The organism is Agromyces tardus, from assembly GCF_003710805.1.
GTDB lineage: Bacteria > Actinomycetota > Actinomycetes > Actinomycetales > Microbacteriaceae > Agromyces > Agromyces tardus.
Genome location: NZ_RHHB01000035.1, coordinates 20772 through 35181, shown reverse-complemented (window position 1 = coordinate 35181; position 14410 = coordinate 20772). Strand labels below are relative to the sequence as shown.

The 14410-nt window shown below is 72.0% G+C and carries 13 protein-coding genes and 1 pseudogene; 13 read left to right on the top strand and 1 reads right to left on the bottom strand.

Annotated elements, in window-relative coordinates:
- The 4 genes and pseudogenes from EDM22_RS14355 to EDM22_RS14340 form a co-directional block, all read left to right on the top strand.
- Positions 1-355: pseudogene (locus EDM22_RS14355) on the top strand (DNA polymerase III subunit gamma and tau); the annotation flags it as partial.
- 3 nt (positions 356-358) lie between these two features.
- Positions 359-955: a recombination mediator RecR gene (recR, locus tag EDM22_RS14350; RefSeq protein WP_122937772.1), complete on the top strand. Its 597-nt coding sequence runs from the start codon at positions 359-361 to the stop codon at positions 953-955.
- 220 nt (positions 956-1175) lie between these two features.
- A complete protein-coding gene (locus tag EDM22_RS14345; RefSeq protein ID WP_122937771.1) occupies positions 1176-1529 on the top strand; it encodes a nuclear transport factor 2 family protein in 354 nt (117 codons plus the stop codon).
- 6 nt (positions 1530-1535) lie between these two features.
- Complete coding sequence (locus EDM22_RS14340; RefSeq protein WP_122937770.1) at positions 1536-1886, top strand: nuclear transport factor 2 family protein; 351 nt, start codon at positions 1536-1538, stop codon at positions 1884-1886.
- Between the two features lie 59 nt (positions 1887-1945).
- Here EDM22_RS14340 and EDM22_RS14335 read toward each other — a convergent pair whose 3' ends face one another.
- Positions 1946-2440 carry a hypothetical protein gene (locus EDM22_RS14335; protein ID WP_122937769.1) on the bottom strand — a complete coding sequence of 165 codons (495 nt, stop codon included), beginning with the start codon at positions 2438-2440 and terminating at the stop codon, positions 1946-1948.
- Between the two features lie 117 nt (positions 2441-2557).
- On the opposite strand from EDM22_RS14335, the gene EDM22_RS14330 reads away from it, so the two are divergent.
- From EDM22_RS14330 to EDM22_RS14290, 9 genes are all read left to right on the top strand, one after another.
- A complete protein-coding gene (locus EDM22_RS14330) occupies positions 2558-3832 on the top strand; it encodes an aspartate kinase (RefSeq protein WP_122937768.1) in 1275 nt (424 codons plus the stop codon).
- A gap of 206 nt (positions 3833-4038) precedes the next feature.
- Complete coding sequence (locus EDM22_RS14325; RefSeq protein ID WP_122937767.1) at positions 4039-5097, top strand: aspartate-semialdehyde dehydrogenase; 1059 nt, start codon at positions 4039-4041, stop codon at positions 5095-5097.
- Between the two features lie 95 nt (positions 5098-5192).
- Positions 5193-6716: a malate:quinone oxidoreductase gene (locus EDM22_RS14320; protein ID WP_122937766.1), complete on the top strand. Its 1524-nt coding sequence runs from the start codon at positions 5193-5195 to the stop codon at positions 6714-6716.
- 456 nt (positions 6717-7172) lie between these two features.
- Positions 7173-9137 carry an ABC-F family ATP-binding cassette domain-containing protein gene (locus tag EDM22_RS20190; RefSeq protein WP_212591957.1) on the top strand — a complete coding sequence of 655 codons (1965 nt, stop codon included), beginning with the start codon at positions 7173-7175 and terminating at the stop codon, positions 9135-9137.
- 282 nt (positions 9138-9419) lie between these two features.
- Positions 9420-10523 (top strand): Rv2578c family radical SAM protein, encoded by a 1104-nt coding sequence (locus EDM22_RS14310; RefSeq protein ID WP_122937765.1) that lies wholly within the window; start codon positions 9420-9422, stop codon positions 10521-10523.
- A gap of 119 nt (positions 10524-10642) precedes the next feature.
- Positions 10643-11902, top strand: coding sequence for a sensor histidine kinase (locus EDM22_RS14305; protein ID WP_122937764.1), 1260 nt, complete (start codon positions 10643-10645; stop codon positions 11900-11902).
- Positions 11899-13041 (top strand): hypothetical protein, encoded by a 1143-nt coding sequence (locus EDM22_RS14300; RefSeq protein ID WP_122937763.1) that lies wholly within the window; start codon positions 11899-11901, stop codon positions 13039-13041. The genes EDM22_RS14305 and EDM22_RS14300 overlap by 4 nt, the downstream gene beginning before the upstream one ends.
- Positions 13028-13732 (top strand): response regulator, encoded by a 705-nt coding sequence (locus EDM22_RS14295; protein ID WP_122937762.1) that lies wholly within the window; start codon positions 13028-13030, stop codon positions 13730-13732. Before EDM22_RS14300 ends, EDM22_RS14295 begins: the two co-directional genes overlap by 14 nt.
- Positions 13733-14374, top strand: coding sequence for a thymidine kinase (locus EDM22_RS14290; RefSeq protein ID WP_122937761.1), 642 nt, complete (start codon positions 13733-13735; stop codon positions 14372-14374).
- Positions 14375-14410: the final 36 nt, after the last annotated feature.

The window sequence follows — 14410 nt, the reverse complement described above, 5'->3', positions numbered from 1 at the left end:
CGAGCCCGCTGCGCCGGCCGCACCCGCGGCCACGGCACCCGCAGGGCGGCGAGCCCCGGCGACCACCGCTGCCGCGCCCGCGGCGGCGCCCGCCGTCGACGAGCCTCCGCTCGATCCCGATGAGGCCGACGCGCCGCCGCCCGACGAGGAGCCGCCGTTCGACCCCGGTCCGGAGCCGGTCATCGACGCCGTGCCCGTCGCCGAGGCCGCGGTGCCGAACTTCGCCGCGGCGGCGCCCGTCGCCGACGGCGGCATCCAGCGATACGGGGAGGCGGTCGTGCGCGAGGTGCTCGGCGCGACCTTCCTCGAAGAGGTCGAAGCGCCGCCGCGCGCGGGCTTCGGGGAGCGTGGGTAGTCCGTGTACGAAGGCATCGTCCAGGAACTGATCGACGAGCTCGGCCGGCTCCCGGGCATCGGTCCGAAGTCCGCGCAGCGCATCGCGTTCCACATCGTGCAGACCGAGACCTTCGACGTGTCCCGGCTCGCCGAGATCCTCACCGAGGTGCGCGAGAAGGTGCGCTTCTGCGAGATCTGCGGCAACGTCGCCGAGCAGTCGACGTGCTCCATCTGCCGCGATCCGCGCCGCGACCCCGCGCTCATCTGCGTCGTCGAGGAGGCGAAGGACGTGGTGGCGATCGAGCGCACCCGAGAGTTCCGCGGCCTCTACCACGTGCTCGGGGGCGCCATCAGCCCGATCGACGGCATCGGCCCCGACGAGCTGCGCATCCGTCAGCTCATGCAGCGCCTCGCCGACGGCACGGTCACCGAGGTCATCATCGCAACCGACCCCAACCTCGAGGGCGAGGCCACGGCCACCTACCTCAGCCGGCTCCTCACGACGCTCGAGATCCGCGTCACGCGGCTGGCATCCGGCCTCCCCGTCGGCGGCGACCTCGAGTACGCCGACGAGGTCACCCTCGGCCGCGCCTTCGAGGGCCGCCGCGTCGTCGGCTGACCGGGAGCCCTCCGGCACGGCCCGCGCCGCGCGCGCAGGCTCTGCCGGAGTGACGATTCCGTCACCGAGGACGCGTGAAACCGGCCTCGACGACGGAAACCTCACTCCTGCGCGGCGAACCTCACCCCGCAGAGGCGGGTGCGGAGGCGGGGCCGGGCTCCCGCGACGCGGCATCCGCACCGGGTTGACGCCCCGGCGCGCCGCGGCTAGAACGGACCACATGAGCGCAGGCACCGACTGGGTCGAACGGTACGTCACGGCGTGGGAGACCAACGACCCCGACGACATCGGGGCGCTGTTCGCCGACCACGCCGTCTACGAGTTCCGGCCCGACGACCCCGAGGCACTGCGGGGCCGCGAGGCGATCATCGACGGATGGCTCGAGGCGAAGGACGAACCGGGCGACTGGACCTTCGAGTGGGCGATCCTCACCGAACAGCCCGGCCTGGTCGTCGTCGAGGGACGCACCGACTACCCGGCCGAGAAGCTCTACGACAACCTCTGGGTCATCCGCCTCGACGCCGATGGGCGCGCCACCCGCTTCACCGAGTGGTACATGGCGCGGAAGCGCTGACACACGATGAGCGCGGGCAGCGAGTGGGTCGAACGGTACGTCGCGGCGTGGGCGTCGAACGACCCCGACGACATCGCGGCGCTCTTCGCGGATGACGCGGTGTACCTCACGGCGCCCGACGTCGAACCGCGCCTCGGGCGCGAGCAGATCGTCGCCGGGTGGCTCGAGGACCGCGACGAGCCCGGAACGTGGACGTTCGAGTGGAGCATCATCCACGAGGACGACGGGTTCGCGGTGGTGCAGGGACGCACTGCGTATCCCGCGGACAAGGACTACCTCAATCTCTGGATCGTCCGGCTCGACCCGAACGGCCGGGCGACCGAGTTCACCGAGTGGTACATGCACCGTCCGCACTGAGCAGGGCGCCGCCCCGCCCGTCGCGGGCGCCGCGCGTCGCGCGCCGCGGCATCCGATCGCTACCGCAGCACCTCGACGAGCACGACCCACGCCATGAGGATCGCCGCGATCACCGCGAGCACTGAGCCGATCCCCACCGCGACGAGCCCCGCGCCGGGCGACCCCGCGAGGATGAGCACCGCGCCCACGAGGAACGCGCCGACGGGCAGCACCCCCGCCGCGCTCTTCGCCACGCGGTCGGCCGCCGAGACCGCATCCTTGCGGATGATCACCCGGATCGCGTGCCACTGGAACATTCCGGCGATGAGCGTCGCGAGGAGCACCTCGATGCCGTACGCGACCTCGGGCTGGCCTGGCACGAGCCCGAACGCGCCGGCCACGAGCGCCAGCACGAGCGCCGCGATCGCCGCGGCCGCCCGCGGCGGAAGCGTCGCCGACGTCATGATCGTGGCGATGTTCACCGACATGGCCACGATGAGCAGGCCCGCGAGCGCCGCGGTCGCCCCGACCATCGCCACGTTGAAGTCCGTCCAGCCTTCGAGCGCCTCCGACATGGCCGCACTCTACCGGTGGCGTCACATAGCAGGGAGGGTATGCGGGCCGCCGTATGATGGGGGTTCCGGCGCCGTGTCCAGTTCCGGCGGCCGCTCATCCACCCCGGGAGCACCTACGTGAGCTTGATCGTGCAGAAGTACGGCGGGTCGTCCGTCGCCGACGCGGAGAGCATCAAGCGGGTCGCGAAGCGCATCGTCGAGACCCGCAAGGCGGGCAACGACGTGGTCGTCGCGGTCTCCGCCATGGGCGACACGACCGACGAGCTCCTCGACCTCGCGCACGACGTCACGCCCATCCCCGCGCCGCGCGAGCTCGACATGCTCCTCTCCGCGGGCGAGCGCATCTCGATGGCGCTCCTCGCGATGGCGATCAAGAGCATGGGCCACGAGGCCCTCTCGTTCACCGGCAGCCAGGCCGGCATGATCACGGATGCCACGCACGGTGCCGCGCGCATCGTCGACGTCACCCCCGTGCGCCTCCGCGAGGCGCTCGACGAGGGCGCGATCGTCATCGTCGCGGGCTTCCAGGGCTTCAACCGCGACACCCGCGACATCACGACGCTCGGACGCGGCGGCAGCGACACCACCGCGGTGGCCCTCGCGGCCGCGCTCGATGCCGACGTCTGCGAGATCTACACCGACGTCGACGGCGTGTTCACGTCGGATCCGCGCGTGGTCTCCAAGGCCCGCAAGCTCGACCGCATCACGAGCGAGGAGATGCTCGAGCTCGCGGCATCCGGAGCCAAGGTGCTGCACATCCGGGCGGTCGAGTTCGCCCGCCGCCACGGCGTGACCCTGCACGTGCGTTCGTCGTTCAACAACAACGAGGGGACGATCGTCTACGACCCCTCGCGTCTTCCCGAAGGAGCCGAAGTGGAAGAGTCCGTCATCGCCGGAGTCGCGGTCGACCTGACCGAGGCCAAGATCACCGTCGTCGGCGTGCCCGACGTGCCCGGCGTCGCCGCCAAGATCTTCAAGATCGTCGCCAACACGAACGCCAACGTCGACATGATCGTGCAGAACGTCTCGGCCGCGTCCACGGGCCGCACCGACATCTCCTTCACGCTGCCCAAGTCCGACGGCCAGAAGGCGCTCAGGGCGCTCTCCGACGCGCAGGAGGCCATCGGCTTCGCATCGCTGCAGTACGACGACCAGATCGGCAAGGTCTCGCTCGTGGGGGCCGCGATGCGTTCGGCCACGGGCGTCTCGGCCCGCCTGTTCGAGGCGCTGTACGAGGCCGGCATCAACATCGAGATGATCTCGACGAGCGAGATCCGCATTTCGGTCGTCACGCGCGCCGACAGCGTGCACGCGGCCGCCCGGGCGGTGCACTCCGCGTTCGACCTCGACGCCGAGGAAGACGCGATCGTGCACGCGGGCACCGGCCGCTAGGCGCGGGCGAGCGGATGCTGCGTGGCGTCCGCACCGCGTCGACCGCCGCACGGCGGGACGCCCGCGGCATCCGCCGACCGCCGGATTTCGCGGGAAAGCTGCCAGATCGGGTCGTCTCGTGACGATTCGGTGCCGACGCGCAGGGGCCGTCCTGCACACTGGAAGAGACTGAGAGCGGGGGCTGCGGCCCCGAGAGGTGAGGCATCGTGAGTGGCAACGGAGTGAACATCGGCGTCGTCGGCGCGACCGGACAGGTCGGCGCGGTCGTGCGGCAGCTGCTCGAGGAGCGCGACTTCCCGGTCGCCTCGATCCGCTACTTCGCGTCGGCGCGCTCGGCGGGCACGACCCTGCCGTTCAAGGGCGAGCAGATCGTCGTGGAGGACGCCTCCACGGCCGACCCCACGGGCCTCGACATCGCGATCTTCTCCGCCGGCGCCACGCTCTCCAAGGCGCAGGCACCGCGGTTCGCCGCAGCCGGCGTCACCGTCATCGACAACTCGAGCGGCTGGCGCATGGACCCCGACGTCCCGCTCGTCGTGAGCGAGGTCAACCCGCACGCGATCGCCGAGGCGCGCAAGGGCATCATCGCGAACCCCAACTGCACCACGATGGCCGCGATGCCGGTGCTCAAGGTGCTGCACGACGAGGCCGGCCTCGAGCGCCTCATCGTGTCGACCTACCAGGCGGTGTCGGGTGCGGGTCTCGCCGGCGGCGAGGAGCTGCTCGAGCAGGCACGCGCCGCGGTCGCGCAGGACGCCATCGGCCTCGTGCACGACGGCCGCGCCGTGGAGTTCCCCGAGGCGCAGAAGTTCCCGCGCACGATCGCGTTCGACGTGATCCCGCTCGCGGGCTCGATCGTCGACGACGGCGACCTCGAGACCGACGAGGAGAAGAAGCTCCGCAACGAGAGCCGCAAGATCCTCGAGCTCCCGGGCCTGCGGGTCGCGGGCACGTGCGTGCGCGTGCCGGTGTTCACCGGTCACTCGCTGTCGATCCACGCCGAGTTCGCGAACCCGATCACGCCCGAGCGCGCCACCGAGCTGCTGTCGGATGCCCCCGGCGTCGCCCTCAGCGACGTGCCCACGCCGCTGCAGGCCGCCGGCACCGACCCCAGTTACGTCGGCCGCATCCGGCAGGACCAGAGCGCCCCCGACAACACGGGCCTCGTGCTCTTCGTCTCGAACGACAACCTGCGCAAGGGCGCGGCGCTCAACGCCGTGCAGATCGCGGAGCTTGTGGCGGCGCAGCTGCCCGCGGCGGTGTAGGGCTGTCGCCGGTCGCCGTCGTGGCGGCCGGGCCGTTCCGTGGTCGCCATCGCGGCGGTCAAGCGCACCCTCCCGACCGATCTAGACTGGAGTCCGTGAATTCCGAGGAGACCGTCGACGTCGTGCTGATCGGCGGGGGCATCATGAGCGCCACGCTCGGCTCCCTGATCTCGCGACTGCAGCCCGAGTGGAGCATCCGAGTCTACGAGCGGCTCGGCAGGGTCGCCCAGGAGTCGTCGAACCCCTGGAACAACGCGGGCACCGGCCACGCCGCCCTCTGCGAGCTCAACTACATGCCCGAGGCGCCCGACGGCACCGTGACCGCGGCCAAGGCCGTGCAGATCAACGAGCAGTTCCAGGTGAGCCGGCAGTACTGGGCCCACCTCGTCGCCGAGGGCGCACTGCCCGAGCCGCACAACTTCATCAACTCGACCCCGCACATGACGTTCGTGCGCGGCAAGGCGAACATCGAGTACCTGAGGAAGCGCGTCGCCGCCCTCGAGGGCCAGCCGCTGTTCGCGGACCTCGAGTACACCGAAGACCTCGAGCGCATCGCCGAGTGGACGCCGCTGCTGGCCAAGAAGCGCAACCCGAAGCAGAAGGTCGCCGCGACCCGCATCGAGTCGGGCACCGATGTCGACTTCGGCGCGCTCACCACCTACCTGTTCCGCGACATCGAGACGCGTGGCGCGCAGGTGCACACGAATCACCAGGTCACGTGGCTCAAGCGCCAGAAGGACGGCACGTGGCGGCTCAAGGTGCGGCACACCGTCGGCAACACCCCCAAGGTCGTGCGAGCGCGGTTCGTGTTCGTCGGCGCGGGCGGGGGCGCCCTCGCGTTGCTGCAGCACTCGGGCATCCCCGAGATCAAGGGCTTCGGCGGGTTCCCGATCTCCGGGCAGTTCCTGCGCACCACCAACCCCAAGATCGTGGCGCAGCACCAGGCGAAGGTCTACGGCAAGGCCGCCGTCGGCGCCCCGCCCATGTCGGTTCCCCATCTCGACACCCGCGTCGTCGACGGCGAGACGTCGCTGCTGTTCGGTCCCTACGCGGGCTTCACGCCCAAGTTCCTCAAGACGAGCACGTGGTTCGACCTGCCGTTCTCGATCCGCCTGCACAACCTCGGCCCGATGCTGCAGGTCGGACTCAAGAACTTCGACCTCGTGCGGTACCTCGTCGGCGAGGTGCTCGCATCGCGCGAGAAGAAGATGGCGGCGCTGCGCGAGTTCATGCCCACGGCGAAGACCGAGGACTGGGAGCTCATCACGGCCGGCCAGCGGGTGCAGGTCATGAAGAAAGACCCCGAGAAGGGCGGCATCCTGCAGTTCGGCACCGAGGTCATCGCGGGCGCCGACGGCACGATCGCGGGCCTGCTCGGCGCCTCGCCGGGCGCCTCCACCGCGGCGCCGATCATGCTCGAGGTGCTCAAGCGCTGCTTCCCCGACCGGATGGACGAGTGGGAGCCGAAGATCCGCGAGATGATCCCGAGCTACGGCACGACGCTCTCGAGCGACCCCGAGGCCGCAGCGGCGTCGCTCGCGGCCACGGCCGCGGTGCTCGGCCTCACGCCGCCGGCGGCCGAGACGGCGACGGCGGGCGCGCTCAAGCTCACGGCCTAGCGCCGCCCGCGGTCCTGTCGCGAATGCAGGCTCCGGTGCGCTGCGGATGTCGCTCGCGCCTGTTCCCGTGGCGGGTTCGGCGTGTCGGCATGTTCTCGTGACAGGCGGCGGCCGGCCGCGGCCGTCTCGAAACCCCGCGCCGCGGCATCCGCTCGCCGACACGCCCTTCACACGATGCAGATGGTCTGCTATCGTCGTCTCCGCTATGAAGTGAGCACATCCCATCGTCCCGCGCCTGAGGCGCCGTTGACTTCGGGGTGTGCTCGTTCCACTGATCGCGACGGTGTTCGCGCGCACCCAGACGACGGCAGATGCCCGGCGGGATCCACTCTCCGCTCCCGGGCCGTCGCCCGCGCCACCCTGTGACGCGCGCCCGCTCGGTGCACCGCTCGTGCCCGCCGTCCACGGCGGTGACGGTCGACGGCTCGGGGGCATTCTCGCGAAGGGGACCACCCCATGACTGCATCCATCCATCCTTCCGACCACCTGCGCGTCGACGGGCTCTCCGTCGCGTTCGGCGACCGACGCGTGTTCTCCGACCTCGGCTTCGCGGTGGGACCGGGCCAGCGGCTCGGCCTCATCGGCGAGAACGGGGCGGGCAAGTCCACCCTGCTCCGGCTCCTCGCGGCGCCGTCGCCCGATGCCGCGACGGCTGCGTCCGCGTTCACGTCCACGTCCGGGCGAGCGGATGCCGCATCCGCGCCGCTGGGCTCGGCTCCGGCCGCGGCCGGCGCCGCCGACCTCCTGCCGGGCGCCACCGTGGCGGGACGCATCACACGCCCGCGCCGCACGGGACTGCTGCAGCAGGAGCTGCCGTTCACGCCCCACGAGCGCGTCGGCGCGGTGCTCGAGGCGGCCCTCGCCGAGGTGCGCGCGATCGAGCGCGAGCTCGACGCCGCAGCGCTCGCGCTCGCCGGGCCGCAGGAAGCGGGCCTCGCCGACGCCGACGCGGACGCGCACGCCGCGGCATCTGCAGCCCGGTACGCGGCCGCACTCGACGCGGCCGAACGTGCCGAGGTGTGGTCGGCCGACGCCCGCCGCGACGACCTGCTCGACGGGCTCGGCGTGGCGGGGCTCGGGCTCGACCGGCGCATCGCCGAGCTGTCGGGCGGACAGCGCAGCAGGTTCGCGCTCGCCGCGTTGCTGCTCTCGTCGCCCGACGCGCTGCTGCTCGACGAGCCGACGAACCACCTGGACGACGAGGCGGCGACGTTCCTCGAGGACCGGCTGCGCGCCTGGCGCGGGCCGGTCGTCTTCGCGAGCCACGACCGCGCGTTCCTCGACCGGGCGGCGACGGGCCTGCTCGACCTCGATCCCGGGAGGGCCGGCGCCCTGGCGCTCGCCCGCCGGGAACGTGGAGCACACGCCGGCGGCAGGCGCCGGGGTGGCGAGTCGAAAGGCGGCGCCGCGCGCGAGGCCGGGCTCGCGGCATCCGGCGGCACGGTCTTCGGCGGGTCGTTCACCGAGTTCCTCGCGGTGAAGGCCGACGAGCGCGGCCGCTGGATGCGCCAGTACGACGAGGAACAGCAGGAACTGAAGCGCCTGCGTCTCGTCGTGGCCGAGAGCGCACGGGAGGTCGCGCACAACCGGCCGCCGACCGACAACGACAAGTTCCTCAAGCACTTCAAGCGGGGCAACGTCGAAGCGGCGGTCTCGCGGCGCGTGCGCAACGCCGAGGGACGCCTCGCCGAGCTCGAGCGCACGCAGGTGCTCCGGCCGCCGGCGCCGCTCGCCTTCGCGGGCATCCCGTCGGGATCGCACGCGCTCGATGAGGCGTCGGGGCTGCTCCTGCAGCTCGCCGACGTGGAGGTCGACGATCGGCTCGACCTCGACGGGTTGCGTATCGCGCCCGAGACGCGGCTGCTCGTGACCGGTGCCAACGGAGCGGGCAAGTCGACGCTCCTCGGGGTGCTCGCGGGGCGGTTCGCCGCCGACCGCGGCGTGGTGCACCGTCGTCGCGGCCTGCGCGTGGGGCTGCTCGAGCAGGATGTTCGGTTCGCCGATCCGGATGCCTCGCCGCGGGCCCTCTACGAGCGCGCGATCGGCGAGCGGCGGGCCGAGCTGCTGCCGCTCGCGGATCTGGGGCTGATCCCGAGACGCGACCTCGACCGGCCGGTCGGCAACCTGTCGGTGGGGCAGCAACGACGGCTCGCGCTCGCGCTCGTGATCGCCCGGCCGCCGCACGTGTTCCTGCTCGACGAGCCGACGAACCACCTGTCGCTCGCGCTCGCGACCGACCTCGAGGAGGCGCTCGGCGCCTACCCGGGCGCGGTCGTCATCGCGAGCCACGACCGGTGGCTGCGGCGCAGGTGGACGGGGGAGACGCTCGAGCTCGCGTTCGGTCGGCGCGTGGGCGGGTCGGCCCCGGCGTCTCCGCCCGCGTCGGATGCTCCCGAGGCGCGGCTGGTGCGGGCCCGCTGACCGAGCGGATGCCGCGGCGCGCGCGCTCCTCGGAACTCGCCGCGCCGCGGCATCCGCGTGGGGGGCACCGTCACGAGAACAGGAGGCGGCGCCGTTCGGATGTCGCTGAGTCCTGTTCTCGTGACGCGGTCGGCGCGTCTGCCTGTTCTCGCGAACCGTCCGGGTCGAGGAGGCCGCGGGATGTCTCGAGGTCGGCGCCGCGGCGCGCGCGCGTGCTCGCCGCAACGCGCCGCGCCGCGGCATCCGCTTGCAACTGATTCGAACATGTGTTCGAATATCGGAGTGAGGTGGAGCGGACAGGAACTCGGCGTCGAGCAGGCGGGCATGCTGCCCGGCCTGGCCCGGCTCGACAACCTCGTGCGATCGGTGCAGACCCCTGAGTTCGCCGGCGTGACGTTCCACGAGGTGCTCGCGAAGTCGGCGCTCAACAAGGTGCCCGGGCAATCGGTCGTGCCGTTCGGGTGGACCATCAACCCGTATCGGGGCTGTTCGCATGCGTGCGTATATTGTTTCGCCCGCCCGACGCACACCTACCTCGACCTCGACGCGGGCGACGACTTCGACCGGCAGATCGTGGTCAAGGTGAACGTCGCCGAGGTCCTCCGCACCGAGCTCGCGAAGCCGTCGTGGCGGCACGACGCGGTCGCACTCGGCACGAACACCGACCCGTACCAGCGGGCGGAGGGCCGCTACTCGCTCATGCCGGGCATCATCGAGGCGCTCACGATGAGCGGCACGCCGTTCAGCATCCTCACGAAGGGCACGCTCCTGCGCCGCGACCTGCCGCTGCTCGCCGAGGCGTCGAAGCGCGTGCCCGTCGATCTCGCGATGTCGATCGCCATCTACGACCAGGAACTGCAGCAGTCCGTGGAGCCGGGCACGCCGAGCGCCGCCGCGCGGCTCGCGACGGTGCGGGCGGTGCGCGAGGCGGGGCTCGACTGCGCCGTCTTCCTCATGCCGATCCTCCCGTACCTCACCGATACGCGAGCCCACCTCGACGAGGCACTGCGCCAGGCGAAGGCCGCGGGCGCGACGAGCGTGCTCTACACCGCGCTGCACCTCCGCGGCGGCGTGAAGCCGTGGTTCATGCAGTGGCTCGCGCGCGAGCACCCCGAGCTCGTCGAGCGCTACCGCTCGATGTACTACGGCAACAACGCCTACGCGCCGAAGGAGTACCGCAAGTGGCTCGCCGCCCGGATCCGCCCGCTGATCCGAGCGCACGGCCTCGAGCAGGGGCGGGAGGATGCCGCGACCGGAGGGGTGCGATCGAGCGCCCTCGGCCGCTCGCCCGGCGACGCCCCCGGATTCGATCGCGCCGAGGCATCCGCCCGCCTGGCGACGAGCGCGCAGGGCCTCGGCCCCGCTGACCCTGCCGCCCTCTTCTGAACGGATTTCCTGCCCGGGTCGAACCGCATCGCCACGGAACCGCCGCGGAACTGCGATAATCCGCGAGGGGGCCTGGAGCACGCGCGTTGCGGCGCAGTCGATGAGAGGCGGAGGACGCGATGAACCTGGGGCTCCCGGAGCACCTCGCTCGCGAGTCCTTCAGTCGCGCGCTCGCCAACGCCGGACACTGCGCCGCGCTCGTCTGCCTGGTCATCGGGATCGTCGTCGTCGCCGAGTCGGCGTTCGCCGGCGGCGCGGAGGGCGAACTCGCGGCGGTCATGCTCCTCGCAGCGCAGGCGCTGCTGTTGGTGCTCGTCGCTCGCTTCCCCACCGTCACGCTCACCGTCGTGTACCTCGTCGCGGGTTCGGCCGTCGTCTTCGCGCTCACCGTGCTCGTCATGCAGCCCGAGAACGGCGTCGACTCGACCAACAACCCGCTGCTCGCGCTGCCGCGGATCGCGCTGCTGCTCGTCGGCGGAGCCGGCGCGGGCTCGGCGATCGCACTCACCTGGGCCACCCTCGGCTTCGGACTGGGGGAGGCGGCCACGTTCCTCGGCGCCGCGATCGGCGGCGGGAGCTGGGTCCCGAACGTCGCAGCAGCCGGTGCCTTCGGCCTGCTCGTGATGGTGCGGGCCTACGACGGGCTCTCCCGCAGGCGCGACACGCGCAAGGAGACCGGCCTCCACCGGGCCAGCCAGCAGACCCGCGAACTGGCGCTCCGCCACGACTACGAACTGCGCGCCACGGCGCGCCTCCACGACACCGCGCTCAGCCACCTCGTCGCGATCGCTGCAGCGGGCTCGGGCCCGATCGACGAACGGCTCCGCGTCGGCATCCGGCAGGACCTCGGCCTCATCGTCGGGCGCGACTGGGCCATCGACCACGGCGATGCGGCAATCGACGACGGCGCGTTCGGGTCCGCGGGCGCGGCCGGCGGCGCAGGCAGGCCGGGACGCTCGGGCGGCAACGGGCCGATCGCGGCCGCGGCAACCCGCACCGTGCTGCCCGAGGCGCTCGAGGCCGCGCGCAATGCCGGGCTCGGCGTGCGGATCACGGGCGACCCCGCCGCGCTGGAAGTCTTGGGTCCCGTACGCGCCTCGGTGCTCGACGCCGCGGTCGCGCAGTGCCTCGTGAACGTGGCGCGCCACGCGGGCGTCGGCGAGGCCGAGGTCGCGATCGGTCCGGGGCACGGCGACGTCACTGTCGTGGTGGTCGACAGCGGGCTGGGCTTCGACGTCGACGCCGTTCCCGACGATCGCATCGGCCTACGCACCTCGATCCGGGCCCGCATCGAGCAGGAGGGCGGTTCCGTGCAGGTGTGGTCGAGCCCCGGGGTCGGCACCACGGTCGTGCTCACCGTCCCGGAGGGCGGCGCATGATCCTCCGCATCCGCCTCGCCCAGCAGGAGGCCGATCCGATCGGCGCGATCACCGCGGCGCCGGCGGTCGTGATCGGAGCGTCGGTGGCGGTCGCGGCATCCGTCGGCCTCACGTTCTGGCACCGGGCCGAGATCAATTCGCCCGCCGCCGCGATCCTCGGCATCGTGCTCGTGGCTGCTGCGGGCGTCGTCGCGTCGGTCTCGGCGTGGCCGAGCCGCGCCCCCTTCACGGCCGAGCGGCTCTGGGTCGTCGTCAGCCTCGCGGTCGGGGGCGCGATCGCCGAGTACGTCAGCACCCTGGGCACCGACCAATACCTCTACGACGACTACGGACCGATCGCGATCGGCCTGCTCATCCTGGCCGTGGCGCCGTTCTGCACGTGGATGTCGCTGCTCACCGCCGGGTTCCTCGCCTCCGCCGTGCTCGCCATCCTCGCCGTCGGGGCCGCGGGCGACCGGGGAGCCGGAGGCTCGGTCGTCGCCGTCATCGCGGTGAACACCTCCGCGACGCTCGCGCTCGCGGCCGCCGCAGCGGGCTACTCCTACGCGATCGTGGCCGAAACGCTCGCATGGCAGCGGCAGGCGAACTCGGCGGCCCTCCAGCGCGACGCCGACATGCGGGCGGGCATCGCGCGCTCCGTGCAGCAGAGCCGAGTCTCGCTGCTGGGACGCGAGGTGCTCCCCTTCCTCGCCGGCATCATGACCGCCGAGCGGATCACCGTGGCCGACGCCGATCGTGCCCGGGAACTCGCCGAGGCACTGCGTCGTGCCCTGAAGGCGGGGATCGAGTCCACGTGGCTCGACGACCTCGCGGCGTCGGTCGGCTCGGTGCGCGGCGTCGGCGTGGAGGTGGACGACCCCGGCGGTGCCGCCAGGGAGCTGCGGGTCGACCAGCGCTCGACGCTGACGGCGCTCGTGTCGTGGCTCTCGAACTCGGGCCGGAGCGCGGGGATGACGGTGTCGTTCCGCACCGCCGAGCACTCGGGCGTCATCACGCTGGAGGCACGGCCGGGCGTCGAGCCGCCCACGCGGCGCGACCTCGAACGGTTCCTCGCCGTTGCGAGATCCGTGGGAATGCGCGCGGAGACCCGCGTCGCACGAGACAATGTGTCGGTGGAGTTCCGTTATGACCTCGAGTGACCCGAGACCCGAGGGCGCGCCGTTCCGGCTCGCCATCCTCGACGACCATGGCCTGATCGTCGACAGCCTTGCCACGATGTTCTCCGAGCAGTCGCCGGAGTTCGATGTCGCGGTGCGCGCCACCACCTGGATCGGCCTCATCCGGGACCCCGGCTTCCCGGTGGACGTCGTGCTCATGGACCTCCAATTGGGGGACACGGTCTCGATCGAATCGCGTATCCGGGCCTGTCGCGCGGCGGGCGCGAAGGTGGTGGTCGTCACCGCCCTCGACGACGAGGAATCCCGCGATCGCGCGCTGGAGGCCGGTGCCGCCGCGTTCATCCCGAAGACCACGCCCGCAGACGAACTCGTCGAGGTCGCACGCAAGGTGGCGCGCGGCGAGCGGGTCCGTCCGAGTCGGCGCGTGCCGGTGCTCGCCGGCGGCCAAGCGGATGTCGCGGCATCCGACGGCCCCGATCGAACCGCCGCCGGGCTCGCGAACGCACGGCTGAGCCCCGCCGAGGAGCGCGCGCTGCGCCTCTACGCGCAGGGACTCTCGACGCTCGAGGTCGGCCGGCGGATGGACGTCGGCTACGAGACCGCCAAGACCTACCTGCGTCGCGTGCGCGAGAAGTACGCGAAGGTGGGCCGCCCGGCGAGCCGCAAGTCCGACCTCATCCGGCGTGCGGCCGAGGACGGGCTGCTCGAGTAGATGGCGAAGCTGTACTTCCGCTACGGAGCCATGAACTCGGGCAAGTCCACCGCCCTGTTGCAGGCGGCGTTCAACTACGAGGAGCGCGGGCACCGGGTGCTGCTGGCGAAGCCGTCGGTCGACACCAAGGGCGACCGCGACATCGTGTCGCGCCTCGGCGTCGTGCGCGAGGTCGACTTCACGATCGCGCCGGAGGAGCCGGTGTTCGAGACCTTCCAGCGGCATCGCACCGCCGTCATCGCCGAGCATGAGCGCGACGTCAGCTGCCTGCTGATCGACGAGGCGCAGTTCCTCACCGGGAGCCAGGTCGACGACCTGCTCCGCATCGCCCTGCTCGACGGCATCCCGGTGCTCGCCTACGGCATCCGCACCGACTTCCAGACGGTGGCGTTCCCCGGCAGCCGCCGACTGCTGGAGATCGCGCACAGCCTCGAGGAACTCAAGACGATCTGCCGCTGCGGCCGCAAGGCGATCTTCAACGCGCGCCTCGTCGACGGCCGATTCGTGTTCGACGGCGACCAGGTCGCGATCGACGCGTCGACGGAGCTCAGCGCGAGCGGGGTCCGAACCGTCACCTACGAGTCGCTCTGCGGCGTCTGCTACCTCGAGGAGAGCGCCGGCGTGCTGAACGGCCGCCACTGATCCGCCCCATTTCGGGGGGCACTTCGTCGTCAAGCC